Origin of the sequence: Vreelandella stevensii S18214, assembly GCF_000275725.1 — a bacterium.
GTDB classification, from domain to species: Bacteria; Pseudomonadota; Gammaproteobacteria; order Pseudomonadales; family Halomonadaceae; genus Vreelandella; species Vreelandella stevensii.
In genome coordinates this window covers 115,252-136,709 of sequence record NZ_AJTS01000023.1, presented here as the reverse complement: position 1 = coordinate 136,709, position 21,458 = coordinate 115,252, and the positions used below count along the sequence as shown (strand labels likewise).

General features: G+C 58.4%; 25 protein-coding genes and 2 pseudogenes. 17 read left to right on the top strand and 10 right to left on the bottom strand.

The features are described from left to right. Positions 1-5: 5 nt before the first annotated feature. A complete protein-coding gene (locus HSS18214_RS0104815) occupies positions 6-743 on the bottom strand; it encodes a cobalt-precorrin-6A reductase (RefSeq protein ID WP_016914169.1) in 738 nt (245 codons plus the stop codon). Here HSS18214_RS0104815 and HSS18214_RS0104810 point away from each other — a divergent pair. The 12 genes from HSS18214_RS0104810 (at position 742) to HSS18214_RS0104755 (ending at position 8,499) form a co-directional block, all read left to right on the top strand. Then, positions 742-1,977, top strand: a complete 1,236-nt coding sequence (locus tag HSS18214_RS0104810; protein WP_016914168.1) for a bifunctional cobalt-precorrin-7 (C(5))-methyltransferase/cobalt-precorrin-6B (C(15))-methyltransferase — start codon at positions 742-744, stop codon at positions 1,975-1,977. The two genes, HSS18214_RS0104815 and HSS18214_RS0104810, sit on opposite strands and share 2 nt — an antisense overlap. 32 nt (positions 1,978-2,009) lie before the next feature. After that, entirely contained in the window at positions 2,010-2,393 is a 384-nt protein-coding gene (locus HSS18214_RS0104805) for a cobalamin biosynthesis protein (protein WP_016914167.1), read from the top strand. Further along, complete coding sequence (cobM, locus tag HSS18214_RS0104800) at positions 2,393-3,190, top strand: precorrin-4 C(11)-methyltransferase (RefSeq protein WP_016914166.1); 798 nt, start codon at positions 2,393-2,395, stop codon at positions 3,188-3,190. Before HSS18214_RS0104805 ends, cobM begins: the two co-directional genes overlap by 1 nt. Beyond that, positions 3,187-3,951: a precorrin-6A synthase (deacetylating) gene (gene cobF / locus HSS18214_RS0104795; RefSeq protein WP_016914165.1), complete on the top strand. Its 765-nt coding sequence runs from the start codon at positions 3,187-3,189 to the stop codon at positions 3,949-3,951. The genes cobM and cobF overlap by 4 nt, the downstream gene beginning before the upstream one ends. 72 nt (positions 3,952-4,023) lie before the next feature. Beyond that, a complete protein-coding gene (locus HSS18214_RS0104790; protein ID WP_016914164.1) occupies positions 4,024-4,464 on the top strand; it encodes a YtoQ family protein in 441 nt (146 codons plus the stop codon). 19 nt (positions 4,465-4,483) lie between these two features. After that, the gene (gene cobO / locus HSS18214_RS0104785) at positions 4,484-5,095 is read left to right on the top strand and encodes a cob(I)yrinic acid a,c-diamide adenosyltransferase (RefSeq protein ID WP_016914163.1); all 612 of its coding nucleotides are present in this window, start codon (positions 4,484-4,486) and stop codon (positions 5,093-5,095) included. Between the two features lie 588 nt (positions 5,096-5,683). Further along, entirely contained in the window at positions 5,684-6,118 is a 435-nt protein-coding gene (locus tag HSS18214_RS0104780) for a hypothetical protein (protein ID WP_016914162.1), read from the top strand. A gap of 503 nt (positions 6,119-6,621) precedes the next feature. Further along, entirely contained in the window at positions 6,622-6,936 is a 315-nt protein-coding gene (locus HSS18214_RS0104770) for a transcriptional regulator (protein ID WP_016914160.1), read from the top strand. Beyond that, positions 6,929-7,228 (top strand): helix-turn-helix domain-containing protein, encoded by a 300-nt coding sequence (locus tag HSS18214_RS0104765; RefSeq protein ID WP_016914159.1) that lies wholly within the window; start codon positions 6,929-6,931, stop codon positions 7,226-7,228. The genes HSS18214_RS0104770 and HSS18214_RS0104765 overlap by 8 nt, the downstream gene beginning before the upstream one ends. Before the next feature lie 4 nt (positions 7,229-7,232). After that, on the top strand, positions 7,233-7,511 hold the full coding sequence (locus HSS18214_RS19770; RefSeq protein ID WP_198517519.1) for an EAL domain-containing protein: 279 nt from the start codon (positions 7,233-7,235) through the stop codon (positions 7,509-7,511). Next, a complete protein-coding gene (locus HSS18214_RS19335) occupies positions 7,424-7,621 on the top strand; it encodes an EAL domain-containing protein (protein WP_016914158.1) in 198 nt (65 codons plus the stop codon). Before HSS18214_RS19770 ends, HSS18214_RS19335 begins: the two co-directional genes overlap by 88 nt. Then, positions 7,618-8,499, top strand: coding sequence for a phosphate/phosphite/phosphonate ABC transporter substrate-binding protein (locus tag HSS18214_RS0104755; RefSeq protein WP_016914157.1), 882 nt, complete (start codon positions 7,618-7,620; stop codon positions 8,497-8,499). Before HSS18214_RS19335 ends, HSS18214_RS0104755 begins: the two co-directional genes overlap by 4 nt. Positions 8,500-8,546: 47 nt before the next feature. On the opposite strand, the gene HSS18214_RS0104750 is transcribed toward HSS18214_RS0104755, so the two are convergent. The 3 genes and pseudogenes from HSS18214_RS0104750 to HSS18214_RS0104735 form a co-directional block, all read right to left on the bottom strand. Beyond that, positions 8,547-9,872, bottom strand: a complete 1,326-nt coding sequence (locus HSS18214_RS0104750; protein WP_050980289.1) for an acetyl-CoA hydrolase/transferase family protein — start codon at positions 9,870-9,872, stop codon at positions 8,547-8,549. A 175-nt stretch (positions 9,873-10,047) separates the two neighbouring features. After that, positions 10,048-10,968, bottom strand: a pseudogene (locus HSS18214_RS17850) (IS256 family transposase); the annotation flags it as partial. A 231-nt stretch (positions 10,969-11,199) separates the two neighbouring features. After that, positions 11,200-12,561: an IS1380 family transposase gene (locus HSS18214_RS0104735; protein ID WP_016913634.1), complete on the bottom strand. Its 1,362-nt coding sequence runs from the start codon at positions 12,559-12,561 to the stop codon at positions 11,200-11,202. Between the two features lie 85 nt (positions 12,562-12,646). Between HSS18214_RS0104735 and HSS18214_RS18575 the strand changes: the two genes are divergently transcribed. After that, positions 12,647-12,802: a CsbD family protein gene (locus HSS18214_RS18575; protein WP_083844153.1), complete on the top strand. Its 156-nt coding sequence runs from the start codon at positions 12,647-12,649 to the stop codon at positions 12,800-12,802. A gap of 65 nt (positions 12,803-12,867) precedes the next feature. Here the strand turns inward: HSS18214_RS18575 and HSS18214_RS0104730 are convergent, their stop codons facing one another. The 4 genes and pseudogenes from HSS18214_RS0104730 to HSS18214_RS0104715 form a co-directional block, all read right to left on the bottom strand. Continuing rightward, the gene (locus HSS18214_RS0104730) at positions 12,868-14,334 is read right to left on the bottom strand and encodes a DASS family sodium-coupled anion symporter (protein ID WP_016914153.1); all 1,467 of its coding nucleotides are present in this window, start codon (positions 14,332-14,334) and stop codon (positions 12,868-12,870) included. 380 nt (positions 14,335-14,714) lie between these two features. Then, positions 14,715-16,077 (bottom strand): annotated as a pseudogene (locus HSS18214_RS17845) (IS1380 family transposase). 87 nt (positions 16,078-16,164) lie between these two features. Beyond that, positions 16,165-16,362, bottom strand: coding sequence for a type II toxin-antitoxin system RelE/ParE family toxin (locus HSS18214_RS18570; RefSeq protein WP_083844152.1), 198 nt, complete (start codon positions 16,360-16,362; stop codon positions 16,165-16,167). Further along, positions 16,362-16,601, bottom strand: a complete 240-nt coding sequence (locus HSS18214_RS0104715; protein WP_016914150.1) for a type II toxin-antitoxin system ParD family antitoxin — start codon at positions 16,599-16,601, stop codon at positions 16,362-16,364. Before HSS18214_RS0104715 ends, HSS18214_RS18570 begins: the two co-directional genes overlap by 1 nt. 94 nt (positions 16,602-16,695) lie before the next feature. Here HSS18214_RS0104715 and HSS18214_RS17840 point away from each other — a divergent pair, with 94 nt between their 5' ends. Together HSS18214_RS17840 and rho are read left to right on the top strand one after the other, a co-directional pair. After that, positions 16,696-16,908, top strand: a complete 213-nt coding sequence (locus HSS18214_RS17840) for a Txe/YoeB family addiction module toxin (protein ID WP_050980288.1) — start codon at positions 16,696-16,698, stop codon at positions 16,906-16,908. Between the two features lie 380 nt (positions 16,909-17,288). Continuing rightward, entirely contained in the window at positions 17,289-18,263 is a 975-nt protein-coding gene (rho, locus tag HSS18214_RS17835) for a transcription termination factor Rho (RefSeq protein WP_016914148.1), read from the top strand. Positions 18,264-18,313: 50 nt separating this feature from the next. Here the strand turns inward: rho and HSS18214_RS0104700 are convergent, their stop codons facing one another. Beyond that, positions 18,314-19,510 (bottom strand): DEAD/DEAH box helicase, encoded by a 1,197-nt coding sequence (locus tag HSS18214_RS0104700; protein ID WP_016914147.1) that lies wholly within the window; start codon positions 19,508-19,510, stop codon positions 18,314-18,316. A 194-nt stretch (positions 19,511-19,704) separates the two neighbouring features. On the opposite strand from HSS18214_RS0104700, the gene HSS18214_RS0104695 reads away from it, so the two are divergent. Next, on the top strand, positions 19,705-20,127 hold the full coding sequence (locus HSS18214_RS0104695) for a hypothetical protein (protein ID WP_016914146.1): 423 nt from the start codon (positions 19,705-19,707) through the stop codon (positions 20,125-20,127). Positions 20,128-20,135: 8 nt separating this feature from the next. Next, positions 20,136-20,606, top strand: coding sequence for a YehS family protein (locus HSS18214_RS0104690; protein ID WP_016914145.1), 471 nt, complete (start codon positions 20,136-20,138; stop codon positions 20,604-20,606). A gap of 16 nt (positions 20,607-20,622) precedes the next feature. Here the strand turns inward: HSS18214_RS0104690 and HSS18214_RS0104685 are convergent, their stop codons facing one another. After that, positions 20,623-21,372, bottom strand: coding sequence for a class I SAM-dependent DNA methyltransferase (locus tag HSS18214_RS0104685; protein ID WP_016914144.1), 750 nt, complete (start codon positions 21,370-21,372; stop codon positions 20,623-20,625). Positions 21,373-21,458 lie beyond the last annotated feature (86 nt).

Below are 21,458 nucleotides of genomic sequence, written 5' to 3'. Positions count from 1 at the left end.
GTATCTTAACAGTGGTCATCAAGCCAGCTCATCACGTCATCGATACTATGCAACTCATGGCGGGAAGGCAGCTCCGGCCGCTCGATCATTACCACCGGCAGGCCGAGCCTACGGGCAGCGGTGAGTTTGGCCGCCGCGCCTTCGCCGCCGGAGTTTTTACATACGATGCGCTCGATACGCAGGGTCTCCAGCAGAGCCAAGTCGCCTTCCAGGGTAAACGGGCCTCTATCGATCACGGTGCTATAATCCACGAGCGGCGGCGGGCTGTTAGGCTGATCGACCAGACGCAGAACGTAATGGTGCTGGGGCTGGGGGGCAAAGGCAGCCAGGTGCATGCGGCCAATGGCCAGTAGTACACGCTGGGGTGGGCCAGCCAGCGCGCTAACCGCCTCATCGACCGTTGCCACGCTCTGCCACTGGTCGCCATCAATGGGTCGCCAGGCAGGCCGGGTAAGGGCAGTGGCCTTAACCCCACACTGAGCCGCAGCGGCGACAACATGAGTGCTCATCTGGGTAGCAAAAGGGTGGGTGGCATCAACAACATGGGTAATGCGCTGCTGGGCTAAAAAAGCGACTAGCCCACTGACGCCGCCAAAACCGCCAATGCGGGTAGGTAGCGGCTGGGGTTTGGGCGCGTTCACCCGCCCAGCATAGCTGAACACAGCAGGAAGGCCGCGCTTGGCGACGGCGCTGGCCAGGGCGCTGGCTTCAGAGGTTCCCCCAAGAATTAGGATGTTGATCATGGCTGAAATTTCTCACGCTCCAGTGGGTCAGGCTCCCTGGCTGACGCTATTAGGATGGGGGGAGAGTGGCATAGCGGGGCTAACCCCGACAAGCCGTGAAGCGCTGGAGAATGCCCAGGTAGTCTTCGGTGCGCGCCGCCACTTACGCCTGCTGCCACCCCTGAATGCTGACCTGAACATGGAGATGCATGAATGGCCGGTGCCCTTTGCCGATGGCATTCCCATGCTGTTAGCGCAGCGCGGCCGTCGGGTCGTTATGCTGGTCTCCGGCGACCCCTTCTGGTTTGGGGCAGGCACTTCCATATCACGTCACCTGGCGGCAGAGGAGTGGCAGGCGCTGCCATCGCCCTCCACCTTTAGCCTGGCGGCTTCCCGTTTAGGCTGGCCGCTGGAGCGCTGCACTTGCCTGGGCCTGCATGCCAAACCGCTAACGCGCATTCGCCCCTATCTGCATGCGGGCAGGCGTTTATTAGTGCTGGTAAGAGACGGCGAGGCGGTGGCCGAGTTAGCGGCACTGGTGAACCGCTTCGGCTTTGGTGATTCCCAGCTAACGCTGCTGGAATCCCTGGGCGGTGCCGAAGAGCGCATTCGCCATTGTCGTATTGGGGCCGAGTTACCCGAGGATATCGCCCACCCCGTCGCGGTAGGGCTCAACATTGCCGGGGCTGGCCCCGCCTTGCCGCTTACCCCCGGCCTGCCAGATAGCCTCTTTGAGCATGACGGCCAGATCACCAAGCAGGCCGTTCGCGCAATCACTCTATCCGCCTTGGCCCCCATGCCCGGTGAGCGGCTATGGGATATCGGCACCGGGTCGGGCTCCATCGCCATTGAGTGGCTGCTCGCTCACCCGGATAATCAGGCCATCGGCTTTGAGCGCCACCCTGAACGGGCTGCTAGGGCACGCGCCAACGCAGCCAGCCTGGGCGTTGACTGGCTAGCGGTCAAAGAGGGCAGTGCGGTTGACAGGCTCAACGAGACACCGCTACCGAATGCGGTGTTTATCGGCGGCGGGTTATCCCAAACGCTGTTAGAGGCCTTATGGCAATGCCTACCCCAAGGCGTGCGCATCGTCGCCAATGCGGTCACCCTGGAGTCGGAAGCATTGCTGGCCCATTGGCACCAGCAGGCAGGCGGTGAGCTGCTGCGCCTGGAGCTGGCCAGCGCGGCCCCCATCGGCACCCGCCGGGGCTGGAAGGCCAACTACCCGATTGTGCAGTGGCGGGGCGTTCGATGAACGATGTTGACGATACACCGATAGCGCACGCGATGAAGGTGCAAAGGATAAAAGTAGCGGGGTTTGGCTTTCGCAGCGAAGCGCCGCTGACGTCTCTTGGTCAAGCGCTGGATCAACTGATCGAGCAGTATGGCACCATCGACCAACTGGCATCGGCCCACTCCATGCTGCCGTTGGTTCAACAACTGGGCCAACTGCGCAGTCTGGAGGTAATCGCCGTGGCAGACGCCGAGCTCTCTTCAGCCTCAACGCTCACCCACTCGGTTCGCAGCATGCAGGCCCGTGGTACGGGCAGCGTCGCCGAAGCCGTGGCGCTACTGGGGGCCGGGCCAGGGGCAAGGCTGCTAGGGCCCAGAATCATCTCAGCGGATCGACAGGCCACCGCCGCGCTGGCGTTGGCAGAAGGAAATCGATAATGACCGTACATTTCATTGGCGCAGGCCCCGGCGCGCCGGATCTGCTTACCCTGCGCGGGCGTGACCTGATCGCCGCCTGCCCGGTGTGCCTCTATGCGGGCTCGTTAGTGCCGGAGCAGATTCTGCAACACTGCCCGCCAGGGGCCAGGGTGATCAACACCGCGCCGCTATCGCTAGACGAGATACTTCACGAAGTTCAAACCGCCCACGCGGCAGGCTTGGACATCGCCCGCCTGCACTCGGGGGATCTCTCGGTATGGTCGGCCATGGGCGAGCAGCTGCGCCGCCTGCGTGAGTTGAAGATTCCTTACAGCATCACCCCCGGTGTGCCCTCCTTTGCCGCCGCAGCAGCGACCCTGGGCCAGGAGTTGACGCTGCCCGGCGTGGCCCAGTCGGTGGTGCTCACCCGTACACCTGGGCGGGCCAGTGCCATGCCCAGCGAAGAGACCCTGGCCAACTTTGCCCGCACTGGCGCCACCCTGGCCATTCACCTCTCCATTCACAATCTTGCCCAGGTGGTGGAAAGCCTGACCCCACATTATGGAGCGCAGTGCCCGGTGGCGGTGGTATGGCGAGCAAGCTGGCCCGATGAGCGGGTAGTGCGTGGGCGGCTAGCCACGATAGAAACGAAGATCGATGACACCATGCAGCGCACCGCGCTAATTCTGGTGGGGCCGGTATTGGAGTGCGAAGACTTCCAGGAGAGCAGCCTCTACGCGATAGGCTATGACCGCCGTTTTCGTCCCCAGTCGGCGGATTCTCCCTTTGCGGCCCCAGCGGGGGAGAGCGAGCCATGATTACGTTATCGTTGATCGGTATTGGCACCGGCAACCCTGACCACGTCACCCTGGCCGCCGTGCGCGCCCTCAATGATGCCGATCTGATACTGCTGCCCCGCAAAGGCGCGTCCAAGTCGGATCTCATCGACCTGCGCCGCCTGCTCTGCGAACGCCTGCTGGAAGCGCCGATGACGCCCAGGGTGGTCGAGTTCGACCTGCCTCAGCGGGCCAACGGCCACGACTACCTGGGGGCGGTGGACGACTGGCACGCCGCCATCGCCCGCACATGGGCACAGCACATCGATGCTCACCTGCCCAACGGCGGGCGGGTGGGCATGCTGGTGTGGGGAGACCCTTCGCTGTACGACAGCAGCCTGCGGATTACCCAGCGCCTGAGCGCCGCGGGCAGGGCGATGAACGTACAGGTCATCCCGGGCATTACCAGCCTGCAAGTGCTGACCGCCGAACACAGAATCCCGCTCAACGCCCTGGCCGAGCCGGTACACATCACCACCGGCCGTCGCCTGCGCGAACGCGGCTGGCCAGGCGATGCCGCCACGGTGGCTGTCATGCTGGACAGCGGCGGTGCCTTCACCACGCTACCGCCCCAGGACACCTACATCTGGTGGGGTGCCTACCTGGGCATGGACAAGCAGTGCTTGATCGAAGGGCAACTGAGCGACGTGGCCGATACCATTCTTCAGCGGCGCGGTGAGTTGCGTGACGCCCATGGCTGGATCATGGACATTTACCTGCTGGCCCAGCAGCCTTTGCACTAACACGGGTATGAATATGGAATGTCTTTCCATAGAATGGACGCATATACCCTCGGCAAATCGCAAGGAGCCACCATGAGCTTTTACGTCTACCTTTCCGGCGAGATCCACACCGACTGGCGCGAAGAGATCCAGCGCGGCGCAGAAGCCGCAGGCCTGGACGTGGTCTTCACCGCCCCGGTGACCGACCACGACGCCTCCGATGCCGCTGGCGACCACCTGGGCAAGCCGGACAACGGCTTCTGGCGCGACCACCAGTCCTCCAAAGTGAACGCCATCCGCACCCGCACCCTGATCGAACAAGCCGATCTGGTGGTGGTGCGCTTCGGCGACAAGTACAAGCAGTGGAACGCCGCCTTCGATGCAGGCTACTGCGCAGCCCTGGCCAAGCCCTACATCACGCTGCACAGCGAAGAGATCGTTCACCCGCTGAAAGAAGTCGACGCCCAGGCCCAAGCCTGGTGCACCACCACCGATCAGGTCGTGGAAACCCTGCGCTACGTACTGAAAGCGTAAAACACGCCAAGGAGCCCCCATGCGCGAAAATGCCAAAACCCCGGAACGCCATGCCCAGCGCATGGCGGCCAAGCAAAAAATCATGAACGAGCGCATCGCCCGCGCCGACAAAGAGCAGGGCATTTTGCTGGTGCTCACCGGCCCCGGCAAAGGTAAAAGCAGCTCCGGTTTTGGCATGCTCGCCCGCGCCCTGGGCCACGGCATGAAAGTAGGCGTGGTGCAGTTCATCAAGGGCGCGTTCAGCACCGGCGAAGAAGCCTTCTTCCGCAACCTGCCCAACGTGGACTACCACGTCATGGGCGAAGGCTACACCTGGGACACCCAGGACCGCGAACGCGACGTCGCTGCCGCCAACGCCGCCTGGGCACAAGCCAAGCGCATGCTGCAAGACGAAAGCTACCACATGGTACTGCTCGACGAACTCAACATCGCCCTGCGCTACGAGTACCTCGACATGGACCAGGTCCTCGACGACCTGCAAGCCCGCCCCCCCATGCAACACGCCATCGTCACCGGCCGCTACGCCCCCCAACCCCTCATCGACCTCGCCGACACCGTCACCGAAATGAAAGTCGTCAAACACGCCTTCAAAGACCAAGGCATCAAAGCCCAAAAAGGCATCGAGCTTTGAAGTGAGGAGAAAAATGGAAGGGGAGAGGAGTGGCTGGGGACCCGTGAGTGTTAGACGTTCGGCCCCCGTAGCGCGGCGTAACGCCCGAGCGAGAGCAACGAGCGAGGAAGGCACCCGCGAAGGCGGCCCCCCAGCCGCCCCGAACCCGCCATTGTGGCAGGGAGCTTCAGCTCACGACGATCAAGCCACCAAACCTCACCCCACCCGTAGCGCGGCGTAACGCCCGAGCGAGAGCAACGAGCGAGGAAGGCACCCGCAGCGGCGGCCCGGCGCGAAGGCGGCGCCCAGCCGCCCCGACCCCGCCACATCCCCTCACCCACACTCCTCAAACCACCCCATCCTTTGACCCAACGCAATTTTTCAAAAAATCTGCGTGACCAAAGCCAAATTTATCAATAGAGTATGATTAAACCGTAAAAAGCGGCGGTCACGCGAATTTTGGTTATGCTGCCATGAGTCAGACATAGCCTATTAGAAACAGTGGTTTATGATTTTTTGAGTGGCGATATAACATCAATAATCATGCTGGCGCGTTCAATAATGTTATGTGGAAGGGCGTATAATCACTGTTATGCACTAGGAGAGTAAATGGCAGTCTATGGCGTGGGTTCTAACTGGGATGGTGTAGAAGTATCAGGCCTCTTTTTTGAAAGAGGTCAATTCATACTAGGGTGGAATGAGGAGAGCGCTGAAGACCTCTACTCATTTATTTCCGGTTTAAAGGTCGGGGATATTCTCTATATAAAGGCCAATCGGCCAGGCTCCAGAAGTATTAGGGTAAAAGGTATCGGCGTTGTTAGTAAGAACTTAATGTCTTGCATACTTGGTGGTGATCTAGGTTTTGGATCAATTAAAGATTGGAACTCGTTATTTGTTAAAGTTTCGTGGGTGGTGCAAGAAGAATTTATTCTTGAGATACCTGAGCGCCAAGGGCGCTTGACGAATGTTAGAGCTGCTACCCTTTATGAAGAGCACTTGCCTTTTGTACAAGAAGCTATTGTAGAGCGGTTGCTTGGTGCATAACAATGCCAGTCACGGCGACGTCTACTGCATTGCGGCTTCGCCTCCATTTCGTAGCCGCGCGTGCTGGCGGCGTTAGGTGTGATGGTGAAGTCCGCCGCAAATTTAAGAGGTCATGGATGGATAGTGATTTACTAGAAATGTCCCAGGAACAACTTGTGGCAGAGGTCATAAAACTTCGCCAAGGTATCCGCGAACACCGAGACACCACTGGCCATGATCTGTGCTGGCACCATCCGGCTCTGTGGGCGCTCCTGCCCGAGAAGGTTGATCCCAAAATTGCTGTGCCAGCGTGGCCTCATTTCATGCGTGGCTGCATCAAGTACCGCGAGTCGCTAGACAAGCAAGCGCCTGACGCTCCTCGTACAGATGAGCCGTTCCGTGGCTAACATCACACCTAACAATTCATTCAAGCCGACGCCGCTTCGCGGCGCGGCTTAACTCAGGCGTTAACCCTTCTAGCCGCCTACCTTGCAAAACTCCGTCAATGACGTATATTTGTCAGTATGTTTACCATCATCGAAACCCCTACATTTGAAGCGGACGCCAGGAAAATTTGGACTGAAGAGGAGCGGAGCTCTTTCTTCGCTTGGCTGGCAGCCAATCCGGAAATAGGTGATCCCATTCCCGGTAGTGGTGGATGTAGAAAGGTTCGTTGGTCGGTTGCGGGTTCAGGGAAGCGGGGTGGAGTGCGAGTTATCTACTTCACCAGGTTGGCAAATGGCGAGATCTGGCTGTTGGTGATCTACAAAAAGGCCGTCAAGGACAACATACCCGCGCATATCCTGAAGTCGATTCGTGAGGTATTGGAAAATGAGTAACGAGACCCTGAGTGCTGAGGAGCTTGGCAACAAGCTACTCCAGTCCGTCAAAGAAATGAAAGCGGGCAAAGCCGCACGAGTCAGTCGTGTGGAGCCTAACGAGGTGGCAGAGGCACGCGGTAAAACCGGCCTGACCCAGAGGGAGTTTGCTGAGGTACTGCATATTTCTCCGCGTACGTTGCAGGAATGGGAGCAAGGTCGACGTAAACCCTCAGGGCCGGCAAAGGCACTCATCGAGATTGCTTTCCGTCATCCGGAGGTTATTCGGGAAGACCTCGAACTCCGGGGCTAACGGTATGCTGGAAGGCCGGGCAGTTGAGAGCCTGCATTGCCTCAAGTCGGCAGGTATCCGCCTCAGTCTTGACGATTTCGGCACCGGTTACGCGGGGTTCGCCCACCTGGAGGCGGTACCGGTAGACAAGCTCAAGATTGACCGAAGCCTGATTAACCGCATCTCAAACAGCCATGATGACAGTCCGATCGTGCGGTGTCCTCTACCATTATTCTGGCCAAGCGCATGGCGCTCAAAGTGGTGGCCGAGGGCGTGGAAACCCGTGAGCAGCTGGTTCACCTGAAAGTCGCCGGCTGTGACATTGCACAGGGCTATCACCTGGGGCGCCCCATGCCAGCGGAGAAGATTCCTGAGTTCCTGAGAACCTTCGCAGAAGAGGAAGCCAGAGCATGAGGTTGCTGACGTTAATTCTCGCGTTCGCATCGCTCGCCTTTGCATCGTTTTATAGTTGGGGAGCCGTCCGAGAGGTCAAAAACTGCAACATGAACAGATTGACCTTCACGATGATCCCAAAAAAAGATATCGACCAGCAGGCCTCTGAATATCAGCCGTTGATTACGCTGCTAGAGCAGGGGCTTGGGATGCCGGTAGAACTGGTTAGAGCCACCTCTTACGAGAGCGTGATGGACGGTGTACTCTCGGGCGGTGTCGACCTGGCCGTTATGGGGCCGGCATCCTATGTTATCGCCCATCGAACAGACCCGGGTCTGGATGCCTTCGCTTCTCTAACCACCGAGGCCGGGCTCTTTACACCCGAGGGGAGTTTCTATTATTCGTTACTGGTAGTTCCAACGGCAGCGGGGATAAACAGCATTGAGGACCTGAGAAATACCAGGATACTGCTGACAGATTCTTCCAGTACATCAGGGGCTCTCATTCCCAAAAACGAGTTTGCAACCACGATCGGCGAGCCATTCTCCGATTTCTTTGGAGCCAACATATACGCGGGTAGCCATGACAAGGCATTGATGGCGTTGCTGGACAACAAGGCGGAGGCTGCCTTTGTCTCCAGCTCAAGAGCAGATGAAGCGCTCAGGCGCGGCATGATTGCAGAGGACACCCTAACGGTTCTCTGGCGTTCGGTACCGTTACACTATGACCCTTTTGTATTCCGCAGTGGAATTTGCGAGGACGTTCGGAGCCGGGTCATTAATCTACTGACAACCCCTTCGCCAATGCTCTCGGAATACCTGAATACTCAGCGAGCGGTGGGAATAAACCTCGTGACCTATGATGATTACCGGGCGATTGAGGCTGTTCTAAACAACTAGGTTGGCATTATCCAGCGCTCTGATTTCAGTGATCCGATCTATAGTGCCTATATCCATCCAAGTGACGTTGCCTCTCGCTCAAGATGATCTTGAAATTCAGGAGATGCAATTTGGATGAGGGCTCTGGCTCTTTGAGGGATAGAGAGGCCTTTAAGGTTTACGCAGCCATACTCAGTCACTACGAATTGCACATCATTCCGGGGGTCTGTGACGGCACCGCCGAGTAGACGCGGGACGATACGGCTTACAGAGCCCGATTGAGCGGTTGACCTTAATGCAATGAAGGAGCGCCCGTTTCTTGCGGCGTAAGCACCACGAACAAAATCGAGTTGGCCACCGGTGCCTGAAAAGGGGCGATCGCCAATTTGTTCAGAATTGATCTGGCCAGTCAGATCTATTTCGAGTGCTGAATTTACAGACACCATGTTGTCGTTTAGCCGAATGATGTCGGGGTTGTTTACCCAGGAAGCGGGGTATCCAACGATAGCAGGGTTATCGTCAAGGAACTCGTAGAGCGCACGGTCTCCGAGAGCGAAGGTGAAAATGTGCTTGTGTTGCATCCATGTCTTGCGTCGACCATTCAAGATCCCGGCCTGAATCAGGGGAACCATTGCCGGGGAGAACAGTTCGCTGTGTAGCCCCAGATCTTTGTGCTGCTTCAACCCCGAGAGCACGGCATTTGGTACTCCGCCCACTCCGATCTGTAAGGTGTCCCCATCTTCAATCCGTTCGATGATCTGTTGCGCAATCTTTCTATCGACCTCTGTGGGCGCCTTGGGGATTGCCTCTACCAGCGGTTGATCGTGCTCAACGATGTGGTCTATTTCTGAAATATGGACGGAACATTCACCAAAGGTTCGAGGCATATACCGGTTGACCTCGACAATGACTTTCCTTGCTTTTCGGATCACCGACGCTCCGTAATCAGCGTTGGTGCCGAGGCTGAAATATCCATGGCGATCCATCGGCGATACGGTCACAAAAAAACATTCCGGATCTATGTGCTCTGTCAGCAGGCGGCCGGCCTGGTGGAGCATTGCGGGTACGAATTCAATCCAATTTGTAGAGTTGGATTGTGCAATGGCAGCCCTGTCTGAATGGCTTAGAAAGAGTGGACGAGGTGTTACGAGATCAATGAGATCTGGAGCTAAAAGAGTTTGCTGAAGATGTTCCGTACCATGCAGATAATAGACGTTTAACGGACCAATCAATCGATCTCTGAGGGCATCTGCAGTGGCTGCCATCAATGCCGGCGGTTGCGCGGCGCTCATTCCGAGAATCAGGTTTCTGCAGCCTGAAATGGTCTCGACCGCTTCATGGGCAGACAACTTCCGTTTTAGATAGCTGGCTAGCAATCCTTCATCGGTATCCACTTGTTACCGTCCGTTCTGGGCCAATCTCAGTGCCCTGAGTAGTGCCCTTTTTTTGGTTTGATGCTGTTCCATGCGCTTGAGAATGCTGTCGAGCACACCAAGCGCTTCGATAACGTGCGTCCCTTTGTTCAGCATGACGCACTCTGGAGTTATTGTCAAATCTGGTGTATGACCATCAGGCAGCGTTCCTGTCAGATTGATCTTCCACCTGTATTCCATCCTGAAACTGTACGTTATCCACGACCAGCTTCAGTTGGTCGAACCCCTTGATCCGCTTCCAGCGTTTCTGGGCGGATTGGAGCAGTTTGAACACCATCGATAACGTGGTGTCCCGGTTGCCACAGGAGCGGCTCCGCTTGGTTCTTAGCCTCACCGTGGCAAACGTGGATTCAATCGGATTGGTGGTCCGCAAGTGAATCCAGTGAGTCGCCGGAAAATCGTAGAAGGCCAGCAGCTCATCCCGGTCCTTCTCCAGGTTTTCCATGGCCTTCGGGTACTTGTCTCGGAATCGTCTCAAGGTGCTGTCGAACGCCTTGTGGGCGCTGTCTCGGGTCTCCGCCAGGTAGATTTCATGCAAGGCTGACTTCACCTTCGGTTGTACCGACTTGGGCAGCTTGTCCAACACGTTGGCGGTCTTATGCACCCAGCACCGCTGATGCCGGGTGTCCGGAAACACCTTGCTCAGAGCCTTCCAGAAGCCCAGTGCGCCGTCGCCAACAGCCAGCTTGGGCGAGGGCTCCAAGCCACGTTCCCGCAAATCCGTGAGTAGCTCTCGCCAGCTGGCTTCGGACTCCCGGTGGCCGTCCTCCACAGCCACCAGCTCCTTGTGACCATGCTCGGTCACGCCGATGATCACCAGCAGGCAGAGCCGGTCATCCAGACGGACGTTGCTGTACACGCCGTCAGCCCACCAGTACACATAGCGTTTCTGACTCAGGTCCCGTCGCTGCCAGCCCTTGTGCTCATCAAGCCACTTCGACTTGAGCCGGGAGACCGTGTTCGCCGACAGGCCATTGGCCTGCTCGCCGACCAGCGCGCTCAGGGCCTCCTGGAAGTCACCGGAGGAAACGCCACGCAGGTAGAGCCAGGGAATCAGCCTGAATCCGTGAAGCCGGCGCCGACACTTTCCCTATCACCGCCAGCGAGCACTTTTTGATCATTCGCCCCGTGCAAGTTGGCTTTCGCAAGCCCGTTATTGCCAAAACCCACCGTGCTGATCGGTGCTGACGGCCCGTTTTGTCATGCCTTTCCACCCGCCAGGCACGACATATCTGGCGATCGCGTGTCGCTTGGAACTGCTTGTGGATAGAGTGTCGCCGATTGACGGTCAGCATGGCGTTCCTCGTGGATAACGCAGTCGGCTCCGCAGCGTCTTGAGCACCGTCATGCGCCCGATATCCTGCCCGAAGTCGAGGATGATCTGCCGTGCCTTGTGAATCACGAGAGCCGCACGGTGCACCAACTCTTGTAGCACGGTGCGCAGCCGGCGCCGCTTGGCCGGGTGGCGAACCGGGCTCAGCTCGCCGGTCATGCCTAGCTGTCCCATCAGGCGCAGGATGTTGTAGGCCAACTGGGCGAGATGCAGGATCAGATCGTTGGTGGCGAACTTGCCGGACGGCAAGCGCTCCAGGTCGAGATCGGTCTTGATCTCGCTGTGAAACTGCTCATGGGTGGCATGCGCCTGGTAGCGCTTGATCACCGCCTCCGGCGCCTCGTCCAGGCTGGTCCACCAGCCTTCCAACTCATAGTCCGGTTCGAGCAGCAACTGGCCATCGCGATCGGCGGTGCGCTCTACCAGGCGCATCACGCGTTGGACGACGTATTCGGTCTTGTTGTCGTCGTGGATCGAGACGGTCTGCGGCCACAGCGCCTGGCGCTTGCCAGGACGCAGCTCTTCCCAGTAGTCCGCCGCCACCGCCAGCCAGGTATCTCGATCAGCCGTGGCCGAGCCGCGCGGGTTCCATTTGACGACATAGTCGAGCCGGCGCCCCTCGTCGGCAAAGACCTGGCGTTGCTGTTCGAGAAGCGCCAGGTGCGCCTGGCTGTCGAAGCCGCTGTCCTCGCGTAACAGGATCGGTTGCCTGGTCAGGCATTGGGCGCGAGGCAGTACCCGCTCCAGGAAGGCGTTGCTCTCCTTCATGGTGTGCTGCTTGCCAGGCCGCAGTTCCAGACCCAGGCACCACCCTTCGTTGCCCAGATAGGCGGCGATCGGGGTGTAGCCATCGACCTTCTGGTAGGTCCGCGAGACGCCTTCCTTCTTCGAGTTGCTGTTGTCCATGACGAAGGTGTCGATGTCCAGGCAGACGTGCGTCGTCTCGGCGGTGATCGGTGCTTCGATCAGTGACAGCAGGGTCGTGGACCAGGTGGCGGTGCGCGCCTGCAGGTCGTTGGCGGCAAGTTTCTCCAGCCGCTGTCGCAACGTCGCCGCGCTCGGCACCTTCTGCAGGGTCAGCAGTTGTTGGAAGGGCTTGTCGCGGCGGAAGTTCTCGACAGCGTCATAGTCGCTCATGCCCAGACACAGCAGGCCCAGGTAGCTCTTGATCACGTCACTGGTGCGCATGCCCAGCGTGGTGGGGAAGCGGCTGTCGATGCTGTCGACGCCAGCGATCTCGAAGCATTGCCCGATGATGGACAGCCCGGCGTGGCTGGTGAGGGTGCGGCGACTGGCGCGGAACTTTATGTTGGGCATGGCACTGTCTGGGTGAATGGCGATAATGGCTATATTGCCATGCAGGTCAGTGGGTTAGAAGTGCTTCCGAGGGCCGGTCTCACGGATTCAGGGTACTGTCAATAAGGCCGCCGGAAAAGTGAAGGAAGCAGCTGGCAAAGTAACCGGCAGTAGTAAAACAGAATCTAAGGGTAAAGCCCAACAAGTAAAGGGCGAGCTGCAGAAAGGTAAAGGTAAGGCCAAAGAGAAGGCTAAGAAATAGCGCCTAGCCAGGGCATTTCAATGCCAACAGAGGTCAATAACCTCTGTTGGCTTTTAGGTGGTAACTCAGTAGTGGCCAAGCAGCTTCCACCATAAACCACCAACGACTACCCAAATGAGCAGGTTCACCACGCTCATAATGAAACCTGCTTTCCACCACTCTCCCAGCGTCAGGTAGCCTGAGCCAAAGATGACTGGTGAGGTGCCTGTGGCGTAATGGGTTAAGGTCATCATAATCGAAGATGTGGCCGCCATAATCAGCACAAAAGGCATAGGTGGGGCGCCGAGGCTTAAGCCAACGGTGAGAAATGCTGCCATCATCGCGGTGATGTGTGCAGTCGTGCTGGCGAAAAAGTAATGGGTATAAAGAAAGGTGAGTACCAAGAGTGCAGAGGCTCCCGCCCAACCAATCCCCATCGTGGTAATCCAGCTCTGCATATTCGCTGAAAACCAACTAATAAGGCCTGTTTCGTTAAGTTGGCTAGCCATCATGATAAGAGCACCAAACCACAACAGCGTATCCCACGCATTTTTTTCTTTCAGCACATCTTCCCAGGTCAAAACACCTGTTAGCAGGAGTAGCGACAAGCCAATAAACGCAGACGTGGTGGTATTAAGCGTGACCGCATCCCCCAGGAAAATCGCTGGGATATCCGCCCAAAGCAAAAGCAGCACTAAGAAAACGAACAGCATGATGCCTTCGTTTCGGCTTAGTTTTCCTAGTTCGGCAAGTTTGTCTCTCGCCAATTGAGTGGCATTCGGGGTTTCTTTAATTTCCGGTGGGTAAAGCAGGTACAGAATGTACGGCATCGCCAGGATGGCGACCAAGCCCGGCAGCAGCATGGCGATCGCCCAGGTTAACCAGCTCAGCTGTATTTCCGCCCCAGTGGCGGACGAGATAAGTTGAACGGTTAATGGGTTAGGAGCGGTGGCGGTGATGAACATAGCCGAGGTGATGGGGTTGCTGTGGTAATTCACCAGCGCTAGATATTTGCCGATTTTGCCCGACGTGTTGTCTTCAGGATGTGAGTCAAAGCTGTGAGCGATAGAGCGCATAATGGGGTGGATAATACCGCCACCTCGCGCCGTATTACTCGGGGTAACTGGTGCAATTGTTAGCTCTGAAAAGGCGAGGCCATAGCCGATCCCCAGCGTACGTTTGCCGAAAATAGAAATGAAATAGTAACCAATGCGCGCGCCTAAACCGGTTTTGATTAACCCTCGCGAAATCATAATCGCAATGGCAATTAACCAAATAAGTGGGTTGGCATAACTGCTTAAGGCGACATTGATGGCCTCGCTTGGCGTGTCGCCGGTCACGCCACTTGCCGCGACAATAGAAATCGCAACCACAGAGATCGCCCCAATAGGCATGGCTTTGCCGATGATAGCGACAATAGTGCCGACAAATATTGCCAGCATGAGCCAAGCGTTTGGCGTCAGCCCTTCTGGCAAAGGAATCACCAGCCAAATCAATAGAGTGGTGGCCACAGCAATTGCGGCCGACCAGGGGTTGAAAGGTAGTGTCGACATAATGGGTACCTATAGATTAAAAAAAGCTCTTTAACTCTTGATTTAGTTTATATTTTTGGACGTTAGATAACTTGCGCTACGTCAATTGTTGGCTCAATAGAGATGATTTTATAGTGTAGTTGTTTTTTATGTGACGATCTGTAAGTCATCCTGAATCCGTGAAGCCGGCGCCGACACTTTCCCTATCACCGCCAGCGAGCACTTTTTGATCATTCGCCCCGTGCAAGTTGGCTTTCGCAAGCCCGTTATTGCCAAAACCCACCGTGCTGATCGGTGCTGACGGCCCGTTTTGTCATGCCTTTCCACCCGCCAGGCACGACATATCTGGCGATCGCGTGTCGCTTGGAACTGCTTGTGGATAGAGTGTCGCCGATTGACGGTCAGCATGGCGTTCCTCGTGGATAACGCAGTCGGCTCCGCAGCGTCTTGAGCACCGTCATGCGCCCGATATCCTGCCCGAAGTCGAGGATGATCTGCCGTGCCTTGTGAATCACGAGAGCCGCACGGTGCACCAACTCTTGTAGCACGGTGCGCAGCCGGCGCCGCTTGGCCGGGTGGCGAACCGGGCTCAGCTCGCCGGTCATGCCTAGCTGTCCCATCAGGCGCAGGATGTTGTAGGCCAACTGGGCGAGATGCAGGATCAGATCGTTGGTGGCGAACTTGCCGGACGGCAAGCGCTCCAGGTCGAGATCGGTCTTGATCTCGCTGTGAAACTGCTCATGGGTGGCATGCGCCTGGTAGCGCTTGATCACCGCCTCCGGCGCCTCGTCCAGGCTGGTCCACCAGCCTTCCAACTCATAGTCCGGTTCGAGCAGCAACTGGCCATCGCGATCGGCGGTGCGCTCTACCAGGCGCATCACGCGTTGGACGACGTATTCGGTCTTGTTGTCGTCGTGGATCGAGACGGTCTGCGGCCACAGCGCCTGGCGCTTGCCAGGACGCAGCTCTTCCCAGTAGTCCGCCGCCACCGCCAGCCAGGTATCTCGATCAGCCGTGGCCGAGCCGCGCGGGTTCCATTTGACGACATAGTCGAGCCGGCGCCCCTCGTCGGCAAAGACCTGGCGTTGCTGTTCGAGAAGCGCCAGGTGCGCCTGGCTGTCGAAGCCGCTGTCCTCGCGTAACAGGATCGGTTGCCTGGTCAGGCATTGGGCGCGAGGCAGTACCCGCTCCAGGAAGGCGTTGCTCTCCTTCATGGTGTGCTGCTTGCCAGGCCGCAGTTCCAGACCCAGGCACCACCCTTCGTTGCCCAGATAGGCGGCGATCGGGGTGTAGCCATCGACCTTCTGGTAGGTCCGCGAGACGCCTTCCTTCTTCGAGTTGCTGTTGTCCATGACGAAGGTGTCGATGTCCAGGCAGACGTGCGTCGTCTCGGCGGTGATCGGTGCTTCGATCAGTGACAGGCGGGGTCGTGGACCAGGTGGCGGTGCGCGCCTGCAGGTCGTTGGCGGCAAGTTTTTCCAGCCGCTGTCGCAGCGTCGCCGCGCTCGGCACCTTCTGCAGGGTCAGCAGTTGTTGGAAGGGCTTGTCGCGGCGGAAGTTCTCGACAGCGTCATAGTCGCTCATGCCCAGACACAGCAGGCCCAGGTAGCTCTTGATCACGTCACTGGTGCGCATGCCCAGCGTGGTGGGGAAGCGGCTGTCGATGCTGTCGACGCCAGCGATCTCGAAGCATTGCCCGATGATGGACAGCCCGGCGTGGCTGGTGAGGGTGCGGCGACTGGCGCGGAACTTGACGTTGGGCATGGCACTGTCTGGGTGAATGGCGATATTCGCTATATTGCCATGCAGTTCAGTAGGTTAGAAGCATTCCTGGGGGCCGGTCTCACGGATTCAGGTGAACTTTTTGTACCCTGGCTTTATGTCATCCGCATCGCGCCCAATATCAGGTTGGCGGGCGAGCAGCTTGAAAGCATCGTCAAGCTGCCTGAGGTATGTATCGCGTTGGCGCTTTCCCCACTTTTCGGTGGTGAAGCGGCCTATCTCGACAACGTCTTTTCGGGCAGAGGCAGTGAGCAGGTATGGACGCATCAGTGAGCTTCGTTGTCCAGTTCTGTAATAACGCTTTCAAGGGAATACTCTGCGATTCCACTCTGCTCGCCTTCATCCAGGAGGCGTTGGAGCCGTTCAAGCTTACTTTCCGTTTCTTCAAGCAGACGCAGTCCGGCACGTACCACCTCGCTCACCGAGCCATAGCGGCCCTTTTCAACCTGAGTGGCTATAAACTCGTCAAAGTGGGGGCCGAGTGTAATGCTGGTATTTCTAGCCATGGGGAAACTCCTGTACCAAATATTGGTATATCATGGCAAAGCACCCATAACAAGGCAAGGCAGGCCGACGCGATAGAGTCGCGCCGCTGCGAAGCTGGCCTCCCGCGGCCTCAAACCAAAAGCGCAGGAACGGCTAGCGCTGGTAGCCGAAGACCCATACCGCAAGCCGCCCCCGTTTGAGAAGCTCGTGGGTGATCTTGCGGAGGCCTATTCACGCCGCATCAATATTCAGCATCGCCTGGTCTATCAAGTGCTCGATGATGAGCGAGTGGTGAAAGTTCTCAGGCTCTGGAGCCACTACGAATAATGCATCACCAACGGCTGTTGCGGATGTATTAGCCTTGATTCACGGCCCGACGTCGCCGAGATAGAGCGCACGGTTCGTGCGACGACCTGAAATACGCCAGCAGTGGTGACGGTGATGGCATGCCAATGGGTGCAAGAGGGAACGGTGGCGCTTTTGGAACAGCGCATCAGTGTATCGACCGCAGCTCCCTTTTCAACGGCAGCCCAGGTGCCCCATGCCATCCGTCTTGCGCTAGCATCGGTAGATATTCAGCAGCTTGAAAAAGCACTGTGTGCCGTCAGGGAGGTCGTTGAATACCATGCCTACGTTTAACATCCGCCGTCGAGTCACCACGAACACGGCCAACCACGAACCCTCACTTTGACAAGACGGCTCCAACCATGACCCGCAAAACCCTAAGCCTCAAAACGAAACGGCCCCCAGAGGCCAAGCCCGCCGAGACAGTGGCCGATTCCTCACCCGAAGAGCAATCACACACCGACCCCGAAAAGCGCTTTCTCAACGGCACCGCCATTCATCCTTCCCCGCGCCTTTATCTGGCCAATGGCGTTCGTGAGCACAGCGTGCGGGCGATGGATTTGATCACGCCCATTGGCATGGGGCAGCGCGGGCTGATCGTGGCGCCGCCGGGGGCGGGGAAAACCACGCTGTTGAAGCATATCTGCCAGGCCGTGGCGGCGGCGTATCCCGAGATCAAGCTGTATGCCCTGCTGATCGACGAGCGCCCGGAGGAAGTGACCGATTTCAAGCGCAGCGTGACCGCCGAGGTGCACGCTTCGTCGTCTGACGAAAGCTACGCCCACCATGCGCGCGTGGCCGATAGCCTGTTGCAAACGGCGCGCAGGCAAGCCGGTGAGGGGCACGATGTGATGATCGTGATCGACTCATTGACGCGGCTTTCCCGGGTGCACAACGCGGGGCAGCGGGGCAGTGGCCGTACCATGTCGGGCGGGTTGGATACCCGGGCGCTGGAAATCCCCCGCAAACTGTTCGGGGCGGCACGGAACATCGAAAACGGCGGCTCGCTGACCATTCTGGCCACCGTGCTGGTGGAGACGGGAAGCCGCATGGATCAGGTGATCTTCGAGGAGTTCAAGGGCACCGGCAACATGGAGCTGGTGCTGTCGCGGGAGGTGGCCAGCCAACGCATCTTCCCGGCGCTCGATATTGCCAAAAGCAGTACCCGCCGCGAAGAGCTGTTGATCGAGGCCCACGAGATCGAAAAGGTACGCAGCTTGCGCAGAGCCTTGACGCCGCTCAAGCCAACCGACGGCGCGCAGAAGCTGCTGGCGCTGATGGAGAAGTACCCCACCAACGCCGAACTGCTGGCGGCGTTTTCACCCGTTCAGGGGTAAGGCCTGCCGCCTGCCTGCGGGCCATCACTCGCCGATGTTGCCTACAACGCCTAGCGGCTGCCTTTCTTCACATGCTTCAGGTTGGAGGCCGGGACGGCCTTCTTGACCGGAAATTCCGCCACTTCCCGGCGCTCGATGAGCTGGTTCATGCGCCGTTCGATGGCACACAGGTTCTTGAAGTCGCTGATATCCACCAGCGAGATGGCTTCCCCGGAGGCCCCGGCGCGGCCGGTGCGGCCAATGCGGTGGATGTACTCTTCCGGCTGGAAGGGTAGGTCGTAGTTCACCACTCGGCTCAGTTCGCCGATATCCAGCCCCCGCGCGGCGACGCCGGTGGCCACCAGGTACTTGAGCTCACCGGTTTTGAACTGGGCCAGAATCTTTTCGCGCATGGCCTGGCTTCGGCCACCATGGATGGAGTCCGCGACGATGCCGCGTTTCTCCAACTGGGCCACCAGCTTGGCCGCGCTGTGCTTTTTCTCGACGAAGATCAGCGCCTGGTCCCAGGCCTGTTCGTTGATCAGGTGGCTGAGCAGGGCGGATTTGGTGTCCTTATCGACCGTGATCAGCCACTGTTCGATGGTGTCGGCGGCGCGAACGTTGGGGGTGATCGCGATGTTGGCGGCCAGGTCGGTCATCTTGCTGTCTGAAAAGCTGCGGGCGAGGGCGCGAACGTCCTGGGTCATGGTGGCCGTGAACAGCAGGTTCTGGCGCTGTTCCGGCAGGCGCACGATGATCTTGTGAATATCATCCACAAAGCCCATGTCGACCATTCTGTCCGCTTCGTCCAGCACCATGACCTGAAGCTCGTCGAAGTGCAGGGCGCGCTGATGGGCCAGGTCCAGCAGCCTGCCCGGTGTGGCCACCAGAATGTCCACGCCTTCGATCAAACGCTCCTTTTGGGGCGCGGTATCCACACCGCCATACGCGGCCATCGAGGTGAGCTGGGTATGCTTGGCGTATTGCGCCACGCTGGCGTTGACCTGTACCGCCAGCTCGCGAGTGGGCACCAGAATCAGCGCGCGGATGCGCTTGGCCCGCAGCGCTTCTGCCTTGCTGAAGCGCTCCAGCAGCGGCAGCACGAAAGCGGCGGTTTTGCCGGTGCCGGTTTGGGCGGTGGCGATGAGGTCTTTCCCCGAGAGAATGGCGGGAATGGCCTGTTCCTGGATGGGCGTGGGCGTCTGGTAACCGAGTTCGGTGATCGCCTGAACGAGGGGAGTGGATAAACCGAGTGTAGAAAAAGGCATAAGGGGCCCTGACAGCGAGTCGTAGGTGGGTCGAACGTAAAAAGTGGTGCAGCATAGCGTAAAATCGGCCCGCCGTTGCTCGAATATTGCCCGCCGCGTCACCGTACCCCGCCTCACACAAGGTATAATGCCCCCTTCCCGGCGAAGCCTGTGTGCTTTAGCCTGCTGTTTTACGTCGATAAGGTCGTGGTTTGATGATCAACACCAAAATTTACAAGGCGGTGTACGAGCTGGCCGAAAAGCTGATGAAGGCCGCGTCCAGGGATGATCGCGCCACCTTTGAAGCGCTTTACGCCGAGCTGCAGGCGATCTGCACCGAGCATGAGAATACCGAGAAAGACCACCCCGAGCAGTGGGAAACCCTGGCCGACTTCACCGAAGAGCTGGAAGACGCGCTGCCGATCTACCAAAAGGCGCTGGACAAGGCAGTGGCCAAGCAGTCGAACGACCATCTGGCCTCGATTGGCTTTTCCATGGCCACCCTGCAGGTGGAGCTGGGCGAGCCCCAGGCCGCCATCGAAAGCTTGCAACGCGCCCAGGCCAGCGCCCAAACGATTGAAGACAACGAGCTGAAAGCAGAGATCGACGAGCTGCTGGCCACGCTTACCAACGGTTAGGAGTCCCCTTGACCAATAACGATATTTTTCGCCGTATTCGCTATGCCTTCGATTTGAAGGAGGCCACCATCGTCAATATCTTCGCCCTGGCAGAGGTGGACGTGACGCCTGCCCAGGTAACGGCCTGGCTGAAGAAGGATGAGGATGAAGCGCTGGTGCCCATGAAGAATCGTGAGCTGGCGGCGTTTTTGAATGGCTTCATCAGCTTCAAGCGCGGCAAGCGCGAAGGCCCGGTGCCTGCGCCGGAAACCCAGCTGAACAACAACATGGTGTTCCAGAAGCTGCGTATTGCGCTGAACATGAAGGCCGAAGACGTGCTGGCGGTATTCGAGCAGGTGGGGCTACCGCTCAGCCCCCACGAGCTGAGCGCGTTCTTCCGCAAGCCAAGCCACAAGAATTACCGCGAGTGCAAGGACCAGATGCTGCGCAACTTCCTGATGGGCGTGCAGCAACAGCAGCGCCCCAGCCAGGAGAGCTGACGGCTAAGGTGATACCTTAGCCGTCGCGCTTCACGCACACGAAGATGGCATTGCCAGACGCGTTGTCCCACGGGGTGATGGTCTGGTAGTCGTGTTCGAACACGTGCACCTCGAAGTAGGGCGTCAGCAGGGCGATGAGTTCGCCAAAGCTGACCGCCACCATGGGGTGCTCGTCATTCCATACCTGGGTGACCGCAGGCGTGCTCTTTTCGATACTGAGCCGCAGCGTTTGCCGTTCCCCTTGCCCCGCATAGTGCCAACCCGAACGAAACGTGAAGCGATCCTCGCCCTGCTGGGCGGTGTGCTTGACGAACAGCGCGTTGTCGATGCGCTCTTTGTCCACGCTGTTGAAGCACAGTACGCCGCCGGTGCGCAGGGCGCGGTGGGCGCTGGCGATGCAGGCGCTCAGCTTTTCCAGGTTGGCGTTGTAGTGGATGGAGTATAAAAAGCAGGTGATCAAATCCACCGGCTCATCCACCTGGAATTGGCCCATGTCTTGCAGCGAAAAGTGAGCTTCCGGGCAGCGGGTGGCTGCCAGGTCCAGCATCGGCTGGTGAATGTCCAGCCCGCTGCTGGTGTAACCCACATCCAGAAAATGGCGCACGTGGGGGCCGGTGCCGCAGGCCAGGTCCAGGTGCTGGCTGCCCGCGTTGCCAAACAGCTGATGCAGGCGATGAATGGCGTTACTTTGCGCGCGGTAGTCGATGTCGACGCACATCAGATCGTAATAGCCGGAAAGGTCGGTGTAGAGCGCGTTGACGGACATGGTGGCCTAACGGTGAACGCTAAAGGAAAGAGGTGGCGCATGGTATACGAGCGCTTCGTATTTGAGAAGCCGGGTTTGGCTAGCCA